The following is a 16,739-nucleotide window of genomic DNA, read 5'->3' on the forward strand; positions in this document are numbered from 1 at the left end:
CGTTCCGGCGTCGAGCAGTTCCGGCATCTGGAAGCGGTGGGCGAGCGCGCGTTCGCGCTGTATGACCAGCCGGATGCCGGCATGTGGGAGCTGCGCACCCGTTCGCGCATCCATACTTCGTCGGCGCTGATGAGCTGGGCCGCCTGCGACCGCCTGGCCAAGATCGCCGGCAAGCTGGAACTGAGCGAACGCGCCGGCTACTGGCATGAACGCGCAGCAGTCATCGGACAGCGCATCCTGAGCGAATCATGGAATGAAGAACGGCAAGCCTATGCCGAAAGTTTCGGCGGCCGCGATCTCGACGCCAGCGTCTTGCTGATGGTGGAAGTCGGCCTGGTGGCGCCGACCGACGAGCGTTTTATCGCTACCGTCGACACGCTCGAAAAATACCTGTGCGACGGTCCCTACATGCGGCGTTACGAAGCGCCGGACGATTTCGGCCGGCCGGAAACCGCTTTCAACATCTGTACCTTCTGGCGCATCGACGCGCTGGCGCGCATTGGCCGCAAGCAGCAGGCGCGCGAGATTTTCGAAGCCATGCTGGCGGCCCGCAACCATGTCGGCCTGCTGTCGGAAGATACCCATCCGCTCACGGGAGAGATGTGGGGCAATTTCCCGCAGACCTATTCCATGGTCGGCATCATCAATTGCGCAATGCGGCTGTCAGCCGCCTGGGAGAGCGCCATCTGAATCCGGATCGCAGCATCCTTCCATCCCATGTTTTTAAAACCAAGAAAGGAAACTGCCTATGTCACGCCTGGTAGTAGTATCGAACCGACTTGCCGATCCGCGCAAACCGGCGGCAGGAGGTCTGGCGGTGGCGCTGGGCGAAACCCTGAAAAGCACGGGCGGCCTTTGGTTCGGCTGGAGCGGCGCGGTCGTCAAGGACGGCACGCCCGGCGAGGGCGAGCTGCACGTGCACCAGGCCGGGCCGGTGACGCTGGCGGAAATCGATTTGTGCCAGGAAGACCACGACGCCTATTACCGCGGCTATGCCAACGGCGTGCTGTGGCCGGTGTTCCATTACCGGCTCGACCTGGCGAACCTGGAATCCGGCTACCTGAGCGGCTACCGCCGCGTCAACCATCTGTTCGCGCGCAAGCTGATGCCGCTGCTCAAGCCGGACGACCTGATCTGGATCCACGACTATCATCTGATTCCGCTGGCCGCCGAGTTGCGCGCCATGGGCTGCGACAACCGCATCGGCTTCTTCCTGCATATCCCGCTGCCGCCGCAGCAGATCCTGGCGGCGATTCCATCGCACGAATGGCTCATGCGGGCCTTGTTCGCCTACGACCTGGTGGGCTTCCAGAGCGAAGCCGACCTGCTGAATTTCTCGCATTACGTGAAAGCCGAAGCTACCGCGGAAACCATAGGCGCCGGCCAGTTCCGCGCCTTCAACAGCACCGTGCAGGCAGGCGCCTTTCCGATCGGCATAGACGTCGACGAATTCCAGCGGCTGGGCCGCGCGCACGAAGCAGTCGACACCTATGAAAACACCCGCACCGAATATTCGCGGCGGCGCCTGCTGATCGGGGTCGACCGCCTGGACTATTCAAAAGGCCTGCCGCAGCGCATACGCGCCTTCAACGAACTGCTGCGCGAATACCCGGAAAACCAGCATAGCGCCACCTTGCTGCAAGTCGCCTCGCCCAGCCGCGAAGACGTGGACGCCTATGCCGACATCCAGCACGAACTGGAAAGCCTGTGCGGCGCCATCAACGGCAACTACGGCGATTTCGACTGGATGCCGATCCGCTACATCCATCGCACGGTAGCGCGCAAACGGCTACCCGGCTTGTACCGGGCTTGCGACGTCGCTCTGGTGACGCCGCTGCGCGACGGCATGAATCTGGTCGCCAAAGAATTTATTGCAGCGCAAGATGAAGCCGACCCGGGCGTGCTGGTGCTATCCCGCTTCGCCGGCGCCGCCGAACAGCTGACGCAAGCGCTGCTGGTCAATCCCTACGATATTCCCGGCACCGCGCAGGCAATCCAGCGCGCCCTGCAAATGCCGCTGGCCGAACGCCAGGCGCGCCACACGGCGCTGCTGGCGAATGTCCGCAAGTTCGATGTCCACTGGTGGTGCGGCCAATTCCTGCAGACGCTGGCGGCAGTCCGCTGAAGACGGCCGGAAGCGGCAGAATTTCATGGATGAGATGACAAAACGCAGGATTAGCACGAAAACAACAGCGCCGATGCCTATTCGCTATTGACGAACCGTGTTAAGTTGGTTAGCGTACAGAAGCGACCTCTTGGCACCATTAGTCTGAGTGCGTGGCCACACGTCAAAGTTTGATCGTGTGTAAATTAGTTAGTGAAAAGCCAAGCGCTTCGACACTAATACGATGTGTAATTAATTGAGAGATTATCATGGCAACAGGTATTGTTAAGTGGTTCAATGACTCCAAAGGCTTCGGCTTCATTACCCCGGACGATGGCGGCGAAGATTTGTTTGCACATTTTTCCGCAATTACTATGGATGGCTTCAAGACGCTCAAGGAAGGTCAAAAAGTGCAATTTGATGTCACTCAAGGCCCTAAAGGCAAGCAAGCATCCAATATCAAAGCTCCTTGATGTGGAATGGCGAATGGAGAAAGCTGGAAATTCTTCGTACGCCAGGACGGAAAGCCGCTGATTCAAAGATTCGTAGCGACCTTGTGTCTGCAGCGATTGCTTGTCCTGTCGGGATAAGGCTGCTGGGATAAGGCTATCGCGCACGATCCGCGAAATCAAAAAATGGGAGCTGCAATGTGCTCCCATTTTCTTTTTTGGCGGGCCGTGGCTGCACGCGCAAACTGCATGGCAGGGACAAATTCATGACACTCGGATTCTTGCTGACCACCCTCATCATCGTCGTCTCTCCCGGCACCGGCGTCATCTATACGCTCTCCGCCGGCTTGTCGCGCGGCGCCAAAGCCAGCGTGCTGGCGGCCTTCAGCTGCACTCTCGGGATCTTGCCGCATCTTGCCGCCGCCATGCTGGGGCTGGCCGCGGTCCTGCATGCCAGCGCCCTGGCTTTCAACGCCATCAAATATGCCGGTATCGCTTATCTGCTGTTCATGGCCTGGAACTCTCTTCGGGAAAAAGGCGCATTGCGCGTCGAGGGCGCCGCCGACCAGCGTTCCAATTTGCGCGTGATCGTCGACGGCATCCTCATCAACATCCTCAACCCCAAGCTGTCCATCTTCTTCGTTGCCTTCCTGCCGCAATTCGTCAGCCCGCAGGAAAGCCAGCCGCTATTACGCATGCTCGAGCTGTCGGGCACCTTCATGCTGGCCACCTTCGTGATTTTTTCCCTCTACGGCATCTTCGCGGCTGTCATGCGCGACCGCGTCATCACGCGGCCAGCCGTGATGAGATGGATGCGGCGCAGCTTTGCGGCGGCATTCGGCGCACTGGCGGTCAAGCTGGCGCTGACTGAAAGATAAGAACGGAAATGCTCGCCGGCCAGCTCCTTCAGGCCCTATTTCCTGGATTTCACGTACTGCAATTCACAGGTTTGCGCGCTTTGCTCCGAGCGGAAAAGCTCATTGCCGCTGACGCATGATTCCTGCCATCGGCGCTTGCCATAGGCCAGGCCGAGCAAAATCAGCAATGCGATAATCCCGCATAGGATAGCGATGTAAATCAGCACTTTCTTCGGAGCTAGCTTCATCGGGCGATGGCAGTGGTTGATGGCGGATTAATGTTAGCGCAGTATTCCCCAGATCCGCACAAGAATATTGCGGCGCTTGCGCAGTGCAGACCCGCAGCCCAGACCTTGCTTCACCCTTTGTTCCTTGTCCGCTCATGAAAACACAAGAAAAAGCCAAGCCGCACCGGGGCATCCAGACCGAACTGATGTTCAATCGCGTCCAGGGAGAAGTCTGCCGCCGCGGCCAATACACGGTGGTGCGGACGCCCGCTACTCCCGATTACTACTTCGGCAACCTGCTGGTGCTGGAAGGGCCGCCGCGCAACCAGGACCGGCTGCAACTGGAAGCCGATTTCGCTCATCTGGTCGGCGCCCCGCCGCTGATCAAGCACCGCACTTTCCTGTGGCCGGTGCACGGCACAGTAATGGCGGCGCCGGATGCATTTATCGACGCCGGCTACGAGTTCAGCCAAACCGCCGTCCTTATCGCCCATGCGCAAGACTTGATCGCGCCGACGCAACGGCCCGCTGAAATCGTGCTGCGCCGCTACCGCGACGCGGCCGACTGGTCAGCCTGGCAAGCACTGAAGTTTGCCGACAATGCCGGCCGCTATCCGGAACCGGAGTTCTTGCGCTATCTGGCCGGCCTGCAAGCCATGTACCGGCAGATGATCGGCGATCATCAAGGCGACTGGTGGGGTGCATTTGCCGGCGACACGCAGGTCGCCAATCTCGGCATGTTTTTCGACGGCGACAGCGGCCGCTTCCAAGCCGTGTTTACGGCTCCTGCGTACCGTAACCGAGGCATCTGCCGCGCCCTGGTACACCATGTCGCCGAACACAGCTTCGGGCGCGCTGCCCGCCTGGTGATGGTGGCCGACGAGAGCCACCACGCCGCCCGGCTCTATCAAACACTGGGATTCCAGCGGCGCGAGCGCATGGCCAGCCTGTGCTGGTGGCCGGCCGGACACTAGGGCCTGTCCCCATCTCCGGCGCCGCAGACCTGAAGGAAATCCGCCGATTCCGGCATTTCAGCCATTGTTTTCCTCAATTCATGTCAAGCGCGGCCGCAAATGCCGCTTTCTAGGGGACAATCAGGCATCGGAAATCTGACAAGGACCGACCATGCGTCGCCGCATCTGGATACTTTATCTCGCTGCCTGGTTGCCTGTTTTTCTATTTTATTTTCTAGCGACCCAGGGCGAAGGCCTGTTCAATGGCAATATCAGGGTCAGGGAAGGCCTGTTTTCGGCAGCATGTTGCCTGGTCCCTGCGGTTCCCCTGCTTTTTCTGATATGGCCCCTGACCGGCTATCTCAAGCGTACTGGCCGCAGCATCGCGGCGTCGGCGGCGATCCACATCGGCTCCGCCTTGTTTCTTACCGCGCTGTGCATGGGCCTGGCCTATTTCTTCATTTTTTACTTAGGCAACCCGGATGTTCAGAAATCGGACGTAGAGCAATGGGCCATGTGGCAGTCGTGGAGCTACTTCATGATGTACGCGGTCATCGCAGGCATTTTCCATGGGATCCGCGCCATAGAAACCAACCGCTTGCAATTGATTGCCATTGCACAGGCTGACGTCCTGCTGGCCAAGTCGGAACTGACGGCGCTGCGTAACAAACTGAATCCTCACTTCCTGTTCAACACACTGCATTCCATCATTGCCCTCACCCGCAAGGAATCCGGCGCTGCCGAGAACGCCCTGCTGAAATTCTCGGATATGCTGCGCTATATCCTGGATACCGAAAAGAGTGGAGACGCCATGGTGACGCTAGACGAGGAACTCAAGTTCGTGCGCGACTACCTGGCCCTGGAAGCGCTGCGGCTGGGCAGCCGCCTGCACGTCGAATGGGATATCGACGATGCCGCGCGCTACCATCTGCTGCCGGCGCTGAGCGTGCAGCCGCTGGTGGAAAACAGCATCAAGCATGCTTTCAATCCGCACAGCCGGCCGGGCAAACTTGCTATCAGCGCCCATGTCAACAGCGCTGACAATGCCATCGCCATCGCGGTCAGCGACGATGGCCCCGGCTGCGATGCGCTCGCCATGAAGGAATCGGGTGGCTTGGGCGTCAAGACCGTCGCCCGCCGCCTGCAACTGGAATACGGCCAGCGCGGCAAGCTAGAGATCCGGACCGCGCCGGGCGCCGGCTGCGCCATACACCTGTCGATTCCGCTTGAAGCTGCTTGAAGCTACATAAACGCCGCACTTTCCTGACGCTATTTCACAAAGATCATAAAAGCCATGAAAACCAAAACCGTCTTTATTGCAGAAGATGAACCGCTGGCCCGGGAAACCTTGCGCGACTGGATCCAGGCGCATCCGCAATTGCGCCTGGTCGGTGAAGCTGCCGACGGCGCCAGCGCCCTGAAACAGATCGACAAGCTGACGCCCGATGCCGTCTTCATGGATATCCAGATGCCGGAAATGACCGGGCTGCAAGTGCTGCAGCGCCTGACCCACGCGCCGGACTTCATTTTCACCACCGCCTATGACCAGTACGCGGTGATTGCCTTCGAACTGAACGCCATCGACTATCTGCTCAAGCCGTTTTCGCGCGAGCGCTTTGATGCCGCTGTCGAACGGCTGCTGGAAGTGTCCGTGCCATCCAAGGATCTGCTGCAACTGGCGCTGAAGCAGGCCGGCGAGCAGGAAACGGCCATGCTGAAGCGGATCCTGGTGCGCGACCGCGGCCACATTTTCCCGCTGGCGACAGATGAAATCGAATATATGAAATCAGAAGAGAAATACACTGTGATCGCCGCCAGGAAGAAAAATTTCCTGGTGCGTATCGGATTGTCGGAACTGAGTGCGCGGCTGGATCCGGGGAAATTCATCCGCATCCACCGCTCGACCCTGATCAATCTCGATTTTGTCGAATCGATGAAAGCGGACGATCAGTCTCAGCTGCAAATCCAGATGCGCGACGGCACCCAGCTGGTGGCCAACCGGGAAGCGTCGAAGATGTTGCGCAGCATGTCGATCTAGTGTCGTATCCTGCCTCATCTGTCGGTATATCGCGCCGGCCTTGCCCCGTAGCGCTAGGCGTGCCGAGGAGACATAGCGGGGCTATGGCGACGAGGCGCAACGACGCGATACGGGTCAAGGATCAGCGAGATGCCGACAGATGAGGCAGGACACGACACTAGCATACTGCACAAGCCGCTAGCCGGTCACACTTGCCGTTCAGCCAACTCTCCCCTTGCCAGGCGAGTAGAGGACTGCCACCTCCGAGTAAGTGCGCCCTACCGGGCGCTCCCCAAAAAAAACCCGCAGACCTTGCGGCTGCGGGTTAAATCCAAAACTTAGGGAGAGTTGGAGGAGACTTTACCTATATTGCGACGCCAAACGCATTTTCAAGACCTTTCTGCGGAATTTATTTCAGAAAAATGAAATCTTCCGGAAATTTCTCCGCATCGACACCTTCATTGTGCAAACACCGGTATTGAAACCGCCGCCTAGCCCTGGACCAGGTTGGGAATCTCCACTTCGCAACTCACATCCGCGTCATAGTCAACGCCTTCTATTTCAAATCCGAAGAGACGCAAGAACTCTTTCTTGTAGCCGGCAAAGTCGGTCAGTTCGTAAATATTCTCGCTGGTGACCTGATTCCAGAGCTGCTGCACGCGCGCCTGTGTGTCCGCATCCAGTTCCTTGTAATCCGTGCGCAGCCGGCCTTCCTCATCCACACAGGGCGTATCGCCATACAGGCTGTCGTTGTAAAGTGCGTAGAGCTGCTCGATGCAGCCTTCATGCGTACCCTTTTCTTTCATGACCTTGAACAGCAGCGACAGATACAGCGGCATCATGGGAATGGCGGAACTGGCTTGCGTCACCACGGCTTTCAACACCGAGACGCGGGCATCGCCGCCGCTGGCGGCCAGGCTGCTGCGGATATCGAGCACCTTCTGGTCCAGGTCCTTCTTGGCGGCGCCGATGGAACCGTTCCAGTAGATATCGTGGGTGATCTTCTCGCCCAGATAGGTGAAAGCGGTAGTTTTCGCACCGTCGGCCAGGACGCCGGCCGCCTGCAGCGCAGCAATCCACATCTGCCAGTCCTCGCCGCCCATGACGGCAACGGTGTTATCGATCTCTTCCTGAGTAGCAGGCTCCAGGGTCGTTTCCTTCATGACTTCCTTGTCGGTATCTAGGCTGCGGAAGCTGACCGCCTTGCCGACAGGTTTCAGCGTCGAATTGAACACCTCGCCGCTCTTCGGATGGGTGCGGCGCGGCGCGGCCAGGCTGTAGACGACCAGGTCGACCTGGCCGAGATCCTGTTTGATGGCGTCTATGGTCTGTTGCTTGATCGCGTCGGAAAAACCGTCGCCGTTGATGCTCTTTGCATACAGGCCCTTGGCTGCGGCAGACCGGTGGAATGCCGCGCTGTTATACCAGCCGGGCGTACCAGGCTTGGTGTCGCTGCCAGGGCGCTCAAAGAACACGCCAAGCGTAGCGGCGCCGCAGCCAAACGCCGCCGTGATGCGCGCGGCCAGTCCGTATCCGGTCGATGCGCCGATCACCAGCACTTTCTTCGGCCCGCCTGCGATTGGCCCCCTGGCCGTCACATAGTCGATTTGCTGCCGCACATTTTCTGCACAGCCGGCGGGATGGGTAGTAACACAGATGAAGCCGCGTACGCGTGGTTTGATGATCATGAAGATTTCGCTTATGAGATGCCGCAATGACGGCTGACAAGGATGGACAAGATTCCGGCATTATAAGCGAGGCGCTCAGCCATCAAAGCAAGTCCTTCCGACGGCCGTGTCCCGCCATGGGGATGGGGCAGCGGTTAAGCTAGGGAAAAATTGGCTTCATCGTCTGCAAATGTCACCGATACGACACACGGCATTACTTGACATCGATATCCAGCAACCGATCAAATGGTAAAGTGCTTTGGCATCGCAGGCAGGCCTGCCATGTAACAGTACTGTCATTTACGAGGGATCCCCGCACTATGAACAAACCACCCCAGCCTGCTCCCGGCAACCCGGCTCGTCGCGCCGGCGTTTCTGCATTGGGCCTTTCAGCACTGGGCATAGTTTTCGGCGACATCGGCACCAGTCCCCTGTATACGCTGAAGACCGTGCTCGGAATGACCAGCAGCGCGCCGACCCATGACATCGTACTGGGTGTCCTCTCGCTGATCGTCTGGACGCTGATCATGATCACCTCGGTCAAATATGTCATATTCGCCATGAGCATCGATAACGATGGCGAGGGCGGCATTCTGGCCTTGATGTCCTTGCTCGGCATCAAAAAACACAAGCGGCCGCTGATCGTTGCGCTTGGCTTGTTCGGCGCCGCATTAATCTATGGCGACGGCGCGATCACGCCGGCCATTTCCGTACTCTCCGCGCTGGAAGGACTGAAGATCGCGACACCGGACGTCGAGCCTTACATCGTGCCTGCCGCCGTCGCGATACTGATCGGATTATTTGCGATTCAGCCGCTCGGCACTGCCCGCATCGGCAAAACCTTTGGCCCTATCATGTTGCTGTGGTTCGTTGCAATCGCCGTGTTGGGCGTGATTGGCATTGCACAGCATCCAGGCGTGCTGGCGGCCTTGAATCCGCTGTATGGCTTGCGCTACCTGTTCTCGAACGGCTATACGAGCTTTCTCATCCTGGGCGGCGTTTTTCTTTGCGTGACCGGCGCGGAAGCACTGTATGCGGACATGGGACACTTCGGTTCGCGTCCGATCCGTTTCGCCTGGTCGGCGGTGGTGCTTCCCAGCCTGCTGCTCAACTATGCTGGCCAGAGCGCGCTGGTGCTCGCAGGTACCCCGACCACCGACAATATCTTTTTCCGCCTGTGTCCGGATTTCCTGCTGATTCCATTTATTGTGCTGGCCACGGTGGCCACCATCATCGCCAGCCAGTCGATCATTACCGGCGCCTTCTCAATGACCCGGCAGGCGATCCAGCTCGGCTGGCTGCCGCGTCTGCGCATCAAGCAGACCTCGGAAGAAGGTTTCGGCCAGATATACGTCGGCGCGGTCAACTGGCTGCTGATGATTGTGACGGTCGGCCTGGTCCTGGCTTTCCGGAAATCCGACAACCTGGCCTCCGCCTACGGCATTGCCGTCGCCGCGACCATGCTGCTCACTTCCGGCTTGCTGTTCATCGCCATGCGTGAAATCTGGGGCTGGAGCCTGCTCAAGAGCGGCGCTATTGCCGGCGCATTCATTTGTATCGATTCCGCCTTTTTCCTGGCCAACCTGACCAAGGTCGCAGATGGCGGCTACGTGCCGCTGCTGCTGGCGTCGCTGGTGTTCGGCACGATGCTGGTATGGCATCGCGGCTCAAGCGCTGTCTTGCAAAACCTGGATCAGCAGGCGGTTCCGCTGGACGAATTCATGGCCTCGCTCAAGTCGCGCAATATTCCACGCGTACCGGGCACCGCTGTATTCCTGTCCCGCACCGATAGTGACACGCCGCCCGTCATGATATGGGACGTCAAGCATAATGGCGCCTTGCACGAAAACCTGTTTGTGGTGAACGCCGTGACCGAGTCGATACCGTGGATCGATGACGCAGAACGTTTGACAATCACCGAGGTTCAACCTAACTATTGGCGTGTCAGAGCGCGCTTTGGCTTCATGGAGAGACCGGACATTCCGGCAGTGCTGAAAAAGGCCTGCGCACAAAACGCCAGCCTGGATTTTAACGATGCGGTCTACTACGTCGGCCACATTGAAGTTGTGCCGCGTGAAGACGGGCAAGGGCTGGCGCCGTGGCAGGAAGGCATGTTCGGACTGATGGAAAGGAATTCCATGCATGTCAGCGATTTCTTCCGTCTGCCGAAAGATAGCGTTATCCTGATCGGCAGACAGGTGGCAATCTGATCTTGCGGTGTCATATTAAAACTATCCGAAGGGGAAATCATGCATACACGTCATCCGCATCTGCTTGAAGTGTCGTTGAAATCACTGCGCCCGACTCAACTCACGGTAGGCCTTGCCGAAGTGGAGCAAAAGCGTCTGTCATGGAAAAATCTGAACGCTGAAAATCGCCAGAGTTACCTGGAAAACCATTGCTTCCCTGGCGTACTTGGCCCCAAGGATCACTATTACATCGTCGACCATCACCATCTGGGCCGGTCCTTGATAGAGGAAAACATAAAGACCGTCAAACTGATCATGCTCAAGGATTTGAGCGCGCTCAACATCGATGAATTCTGGGTAGTCATGGACCACAACCAATGGGTTCACCCCTACGACACCAAGGGTAAGCGCTGCGGCTTCGACGCCATTCCCAAGAAAATCACCGAACTGGTCGACGATCCCTATCGCAGCCTGGCCGGCGAAGTCCGCCAGGCGGGCGGCTTCCCGAAAGATCAGCAGCCGTTTGCCGAATTCCTGTGGGCGGATTTTTTCCGTCGCCGGGTGCCGGTCAAAATGATCAAGAACCAGCCGAGCCAGGCCGTGGCGGAAGCCCTGCAGCTATCGCACAGCCAGGCGGCTGCGCATCTGCCGGGCTGGAGCGGCCAGGTTGCAGCCACCTAGAACGCAATGCAAAATGCGGGGGTGAGCTGATCGGCGACTGTCAGGACAATCCGGCAGATCGGCCTGCTGTGGTTTTGGCTGGCCAGTCATCCAGCTGCGGCATCTCTGCGGCTCCCCGCAGCCATGCATGATCAGCTAGCGCAAGCATCTCGCGGTCGCCTCGGCTGTCGCCATACGCATATAAGGTGTGTGGCGGATCGTTACCGAACCAGCTCTGCAAGCGCTGCACTTTCTGCGGCCCCCAGCAATTCGGCGAAGCCAGGGTTCCAGAAAAGCGCTCGTCGCGAAACGCAAGTTCAGTCGCCAGCACGACATCGAAACCGGCGCTTGCCGCCCAATGCTTGAGATATAAGGACGGCGAGGCGCTGACCAGCACAAGCCGGTGACCAAGGCGCTTATGCTCCGCGATCCTGGCGAGCATTTCGGGACGGACCATGGCCGGCAGCCGATACACGGCAAAATCGCGCGCCAATTCCTCCAGCCTGACTTGCTCCATGCCGTCTATCGTGGCGGCGAGGAAATGCGCCTTGGCCGTACCCCGGTCGCAGGCGCCGGCCAGCAAGCCAAGCAGCCAGGGCGAAGCCCGTATGACGCCAGCGGCAAAACGGCCACGACCGACGGCATACCGCACGAAGTCGCGCAGGCTGTCGGTGCTAGTGATGGTGCCGTCGAAATCGAAGGCGGCCACGATGCGCCCAGGCTGCATTGTTTGCCCGGCTATCATGCGCGCCAAATGGAAGCGGAACTGCGGCCTGTATCCGGCCGCGAAAAAAATGGCCTACGTCGTTCAATGGCTGTCGGCATCGTGCTGTTCTAACGCATGGGCAATGATCATTCCTCAATGCTACCATCTACGTCATTCAGTTAACACAACTATTATTGTCGCGGCCATGAATGGCAAAAAACTCGGAGCAGTGAAGGTGCGAGGTTTTTGCCGTGCGCTAATCTGCTTGCCGAGATCCTGGAGGTCGCGTCAGCGTCGTCTAGCGCCCCAGGGCCAGATACGATTTTTCAGCCGCCTGGAACTGATTGCCGACCGCGCTGAGTTCTTCCGGCGCGACGGGTATACGCAAGTCGCGGGCAATCGATTGATAAATATCAGTTGCCCCCTGCAAGGAAATTGCTCCGTTGCCAACCTCGTGTATCAGTATAGCCAGGACATTCTCCAATAGCATCCTGTCTACGCTGTTTGCTGCTTCGCGCTGGTTCCTGTCCATTTTCCCTCGCCCAGAAAATTGACCACAAGCAATTATGCCAGAAACAACAAGGCTCCCGGGACAAGCGTGATCTGGCTGGACCTGAGCCGCTCCATTGCCCGTTGGCGCGACATTATTGCTCCTTAAGCCTGCACCAGAAATGCAACTTCCAGCTTGTTAAAGTAGAAGCTACTGTTCGTTGACGCACATATAAGTTTGTTTCCATTCCCTATACTCAAAGCACTTCGTCATCATCAGACTGACGGCGACTGTATCTAATAACAGACGGCAATACATGCTTCCTGCAGAAGTTTTCAACATTGCCAGCCACCGGCATTTAAGGATAAAGACATGTCTAGTACTGGCGCGACTCTTCGGCAGCCGGCAATTTATGCGGCGGCTGTTTTTTTTGGCAGCTTGTGCTTGTTGCAATCGACCTTTGCCGAGTTACCCGCGGCGACGACACCAGAAAAAGTCTTTACCCAAGTATCTCCCAGAGTCTGGATGGTAAAAGCCGACAGCGCCGCCGAACATGGAACGCGGATCGGCAGCGCAGTTTTGATCGCGCCATCTCAATTCATAACAGCCTGCCATGTCGTGGACAGAACGGGAAAAATTGTACTGTCGAATGGCGCTACAAATGTCAACGTCGATCAAGTGCTTCATGATCCCGATCGCACGCGCGACCTGTGCCTGCTCAGGGTGACCAGCCCCATGTCTGTCGCTCCGATCGCCATCGCGCCAGTCAATACGCTTCGGGTCGGACAACAGGTTTTCGCGGTATCGAGTCCGCGCGGCCTTGAACTGTCATTGACAGACGGGCTCATCTCCGCCCTGAGGGTAGAACCAGGCAGCGAATTGCCGATCATTCAATCGTCGACTCCGGTATCGGCGGGTTCCAGCGGAGGAGGCCTCTTCGATGCCGATGGCAGGCTGATCGGGGTCATCAAATCGGTTGCCGGCCAAACCGAAAATTTTGCCTTTTCCTATCCGGCGGAATGGGTAACCCAGCTCCCCAATCGCTATGCCAAGGAGATCACGGACTGGACAGCGGTACTGAAAACCTTCGGGGTTAAATTCACAACCGATGGCAATGTGGTCTCAAGCGGATATGCTGCAATAACTGATATCGGCGCGTTACCGGTCTCCGCGGAAGGAAAAAGCGGCGTGGAGATTGCATACAAAGAATATCTTCTGCTCGCGGCGCCGCGCGCCTTCATCTTCACCAGCGATGGACAATACGGCTCGTTTTCAGACACGAAGAGCATCGTGCAGTTTGCCGCTGACTGCTCAAAACGCAAAGTCAGCTGCAAACTGTATGCTGTCGATAACGCGGTGGTATGGCAACAATGATGCGGATCTGGTCACTCGCTGAGGACGCCGGATAGGTCCTCAACGCATTCCATACCACCCACTCTCGGACGCCGATATTATCTGCCCCAAGTCGGGCTCAGTTCACAGCGGTAACGACATACTCCGCGCCCAGTTTGCTGAAATCGATAGTCACCTTCTTGTCCGCCACAAGCTTGCCGAAGAATGCCTTGTCCTTCACAACGAAAGTCATCGTCATGGCCGGCCAGTTCAGACTCTTGACTGGCCCGTGCGCCAGCGTCACCGTCCCCTTCGCCGTATCGACGGCCTTCACGACACCAGTAGCCTGATGAATTGCCATCTTCGCGGAGGAAGCGGAATTCATGTTTGCCATCTGCATGCTCTTCATGTCCATGTCTTTCATATTCATGTCCTTGGTGGCGCTTGACTGTGCGAAAACCGCTCCGGATGTGGACAGTGCCAGGATCAAAGACAGGGACAGGGTTGCGATCGATTGCATGTTTTTTCCTTGTAAAAATTGAGAGATGTAGTTTGAAACAGATTGCGCCCGTCCGCTTGACTGATCGGCATCGGATGGGCGCTGCGCCTGATTTCTCGCGCGTTTACTGCAACTTCCTTACATTCCTGCATTCATTATTGATGCATCGTCAGATTCATATCGCCGCTGGCGTGGATCTGGCGCCGACGCAGCAGCAGATAAACCACTGGCACCACGAACATCGACAGCAACGGCGCCGTGATCATGCCGCCGACCATCGGCGCCGCGATACGTTGCATCACTTCCGATCCGGTACCGGTCCCCAGCATGATCGGCACCAGGCCAGCGATGATGACAGCCACCGTCATCGCCTTGGGCCGTACCCGCAGCACGGCGCCCTCGCGTATCGCGTCGAGCAGATCGGCTTCGCTGCCCTTGCCCGCTGCCAGCCGCTCGTCCCACGCATGCTTCAGGTAGAGCAACATGATCACGCCGAATTCGGCCGAGACGCCGGCCAGGGCGATGAAGCCGACGCCGCCCGCGACAGACAGGTGGTAGTCGAGCAGCCACAGCAGCCAGATGCCGCCGGCCAGCGCAAACGGCAGGGTCGCCATGATCAAGAGCGCTTCGTCAAAGCGCTTGAAGGTCAGGTACAGCAGGACGAAGATGATCAGCAAGGTGGCAGGCACCACGATCTTGAGTTTGGCGCTAGCACGCTCCAGGTATTCGAACTGCCCTGACCAGGCGATCGAATACCCGGCCGGCAATTTGACTTCCTTCACCACGGCTTGCTGCATGTCGCGCACGGTGGAACTCAGGTCGCGCTCGCGAATATCCACATAGACCCAGCCCGACAGCCGCGCATTCTCGCTTTTCAGCATCGGCGGGCCATCGTCGATGCGGATCGCGGCGACGTCGCCCAGCCGGATTTGCGCACCGCGTTCCGTCAGTATCGGCAGTTGCCGCAGCTTCTCGACCGAGTCGCGCAGCTCGCGCGGATAGCGCACATTGATTGGAAAGCGCTGCAGTCCTTCGATCGTTTCGCCGATGTTGTCGCCGCCTATCGCTGCCGCCACGACGCTCTGCACATCGGCGATATTCAAGCCGTAGCGGGCGGCGCTGTCGCGGTCGATATTGACATCGATATAGCGGCCGCCATTCAAACGCTCTGCCAGCGCCGACGACACGCCCGGCACATGTTTGACGGCGCGTTCGATCTCGCCGGTAATGCGGTCGATTTCCTGCAGGCTGACACCCGCCACCTTGATCCCCACCGGGCTCTTGATGCCGGTGGCCAGCATGTCGATGCGGTTGCGTATCGGCGGCACCCAGATATTCGACAGGCCAGGCACCTTGACGATGCGGTCCAGTTCCTGGATCAGCTTTTCCGGCGTCATGCCGGGACGCCATTGCGCATGCGGCTTGAACTGGATCATGGTTTCAAACATTTCCAGCGGCGCCGGGTCGGTAGCGCTTTCGGCACGGCCAGCCTTGCCAAACACGCTTTGCACTTCAGGGATGGTCTTGATCAGACGGTCGGTCTGCTGCAGCAATTGCTGCACCTTGCCGGCCGACAGGCCAGGCAGCGCCGACGGCATGTACAGCACGTCGCCCTCATCCAGCGGCGGCATGAACTCGCCGCCTAACTGCGTCATCGGCCAGATGGTCACGGTAGCCGCCAGCGCCGCTGCCAGCAAGGTCAGCCTGGGGAAGCGCAACACGATATCCAGCAAAGGACGGTAGAGTGCGATCAGGAAGCGATTGAGCGGATTCTTTTGTTCATCCGGAATCCGGCCGCGGATCAGGTAACCCATCAGGACCGGAATCAGCGTGACCGCCAGGCCGGCGGCCGCGGCCATGGCATAGGTCTTGGTAAAGGCCAAGGGAGAAAACAGCCGCCCTTCCTGCGCTTCCAGCGTAAACACGGGAATGAAGGACAGCACAATGATCAGCAGCGAGAAAAACAAGGCCGGTCCCACCTCTGCCGCGGCGTCGCCGATGACGCGCCAGTGTTCGTCGCCCTTGAGCTTGACGCCGGGATGGGCATGTTTCCAGGCTTCGACGTGCTTGTGGGCATTCTCGATCATCACCACGGCCGCATCGACCATGGCGCCGACGGCGATCGCAATCCCGCCCAGCGACATGATGTTGGCATTGACGCCTTGGTAATACATGATGATAAAGGCAATCAGGATGCCGATCGGCAGGGTGATAATGGCGACCAGCGCCGAGCGCATATGAAACAGGAAGACAGCGCACACCACCGCCACCACGATGAATTCCTCGATCAGTTTTTCTTTTAGGTTGCTGACCGCGCGCTTGATCAGGCTTGAGCGGTCGTAAGTCGTCACGATCTCGACGCCGGGAGGCAGGCTGGCTTTCAATATTTCCAGCTTGGCTTTCACCGCAGCGATGGTTTCCAGTGCATTTTTACCGGAACGCATGATGATCACGCCGCCGGCGACTTCTCCCTCGCCGTTCAGTTCGGCAATGCCGCGCCGCATCTCGGGACCGACCTGAATCCGGGCGACGTCGCCTAGCCGAACCGAGACGCCGGCAGCGCTCGTCATCAAGGGAATCTTGCGGAAG

The 16,739-nt window shown here is 58.4% G+C and carries 15 protein-coding genes; 10 read left to right on the top strand and 5 right to left on the bottom strand.

Annotated features, from left to right (window positions below; all coding sequences use genetic code 11):
- From VNZ65_RS04605 to VNZ65_RS04635, 7 genes are all read left to right on the top strand, one after another.
- Window positions 1–690 (top strand): glycoside hydrolase family 15 protein (locus tag VNZ65_RS04605; RefSeq protein WP_325666537.1); only part of this gene is annotated, 690 nt, incomplete at its 5' end.
- Between the two features lie 58 nt (window positions 691–748).
- Window positions 749–2,125: an alpha,alpha-trehalose-phosphate synthase (UDP-forming) gene (gene otsA / locus VNZ65_RS04610; protein WP_325666539.1), complete on the top strand. Its 1,377-nt coding sequence runs from the start codon at window positions 749–751 to the stop codon at window positions 2,123–2,125.
- Window positions 2,126–2,373: 248 nt separating this feature from the next.
- Window positions 2,374–2,577 carry a cold-shock protein gene (locus VNZ65_RS04615; protein WP_325666541.1) on the top strand — a complete coding sequence of 68 codons (204 nt, stop codon included), beginning with the start codon at window positions 2,374–2,376 and terminating at the stop codon, window positions 2,575–2,577.
- Between the two features lie 242 nt (window positions 2,578–2,819).
- A complete protein-coding gene (locus tag VNZ65_RS04620) occupies window positions 2,820–3,431 on the top strand; it encodes a LysE family translocator (RefSeq protein WP_325666543.1) in 612 nt (203 codons plus the stop codon).
- 361 nt (window positions 3,432–3,792) lie between these two features.
- The gene (locus tag VNZ65_RS04625; RefSeq protein WP_325666545.1) at window positions 3,793–4,611 is read left to right on the top strand and encodes a GNAT family N-acetyltransferase; all 819 of its coding nucleotides are present in this window, start codon (window positions 3,793–3,795) and stop codon (window positions 4,609–4,611) included.
- A gap of 151 nt (window positions 4,612–4,762) precedes the next feature.
- Window positions 4,763–5,830, top strand: a complete 1,068-nt coding sequence (locus VNZ65_RS04630; protein WP_325666547.1) for a sensor histidine kinase — start codon at window positions 4,763–4,765, stop codon at window positions 5,828–5,830.
- Window positions 5,831–5,884: 54 nt separating this feature from the next.
- Complete coding sequence (locus tag VNZ65_RS04635; protein WP_325666549.1) at window positions 5,885–6,628, top strand: LytTR family DNA-binding domain-containing protein; 744 nt, start codon at window positions 5,885–5,887, stop codon at window positions 6,626–6,628.
- A gap of 470 nt (window positions 6,629–7,098) precedes the next feature.
- Here the strand turns inward: VNZ65_RS04635 and fabV are convergent, their stop codons facing one another.
- Entirely contained in the window at window positions 7,099–8,295 is a 1,197-nt protein-coding gene (fabV, locus tag VNZ65_RS04640; RefSeq protein WP_325666551.1) for an enoyl-ACP reductase FabV, read from the bottom strand.
- 299 nt (window positions 8,296–8,594) lie between these two features.
- Between fabV and VNZ65_RS04645 the strand changes: the two genes are divergently transcribed.
- Together VNZ65_RS04645 and VNZ65_RS04650 are read left to right on the top strand one after the other, a co-directional pair.
- Window positions 8,595–10,484, top strand: coding sequence for a KUP/HAK/KT family potassium transporter (locus tag VNZ65_RS04645; protein ID WP_325666553.1), 1,890 nt, complete (start codon window positions 8,595–8,597; stop codon window positions 10,482–10,484).
- A 39-nt stretch (window positions 10,485–10,523) separates the two neighbouring features.
- Window positions 10,524–11,144 (top strand): ParB-like protein, encoded by a 621-nt coding sequence (locus VNZ65_RS04650; RefSeq protein ID WP_325666555.1) that lies wholly within the window; start codon window positions 10,524–10,526, stop codon window positions 11,142–11,144.
- 40 nt (window positions 11,145–11,184) lie between these two features.
- Here VNZ65_RS04650 and VNZ65_RS04655 read toward each other — a convergent pair whose 3' ends face one another.
- Complete coding sequence (locus VNZ65_RS04655; RefSeq protein WP_325666557.1) at window positions 11,185–11,850, bottom strand: HAD-IB family hydrolase; 666 nt, start codon at window positions 11,848–11,850, stop codon at window positions 11,185–11,187.
- A 277-nt stretch (window positions 11,851–12,127) separates the two neighbouring features.
- Window positions 12,128–12,361, bottom strand: a complete 234-nt coding sequence (locus VNZ65_RS04660) for a hypothetical protein (RefSeq protein WP_325666559.1) — start codon at window positions 12,359–12,361, stop codon at window positions 12,128–12,130.
- A gap of 330 nt (window positions 12,362–12,691) precedes the next feature.
- Here VNZ65_RS04660 and VNZ65_RS04665 point away from each other — a divergent pair, with 330 nt between their 5' ends.
- Window positions 12,692–13,693, top strand: a complete 1,002-nt coding sequence (locus tag VNZ65_RS04665) for a serine protease (RefSeq protein WP_325666561.1) — start codon at window positions 12,692–12,694, stop codon at window positions 13,691–13,693.
- A 97-nt stretch (window positions 13,694–13,790) separates the two neighbouring features.
- On the opposite strand, the gene VNZ65_RS04670 is transcribed toward VNZ65_RS04665, so the two are convergent.
- The gene (locus VNZ65_RS04670; RefSeq protein WP_325666563.1) at window positions 13,791–14,171 is read right to left on the bottom strand and encodes a copper-binding protein; all 381 of its coding nucleotides are present in this window, start codon (window positions 14,169–14,171) and stop codon (window positions 13,791–13,793) included.
- Between the two features lie 134 nt (window positions 14,172–14,305).
- On the bottom strand, window positions 14,306–16,739 hold a 2,434-nt coding region (locus tag VNZ65_RS04675), incomplete at its 5' end, for a CusA/CzcA family heavy metal efflux RND transporter (RefSeq protein ID WP_325666565.1).

The sequence above is a fragment of the Collimonas sp. genome, assembly GCF_035566555.1.
Classification (GTDB): domain Bacteria; phylum Pseudomonadota; class Gammaproteobacteria; order Burkholderiales; family Burkholderiaceae_D; genus Collimonas.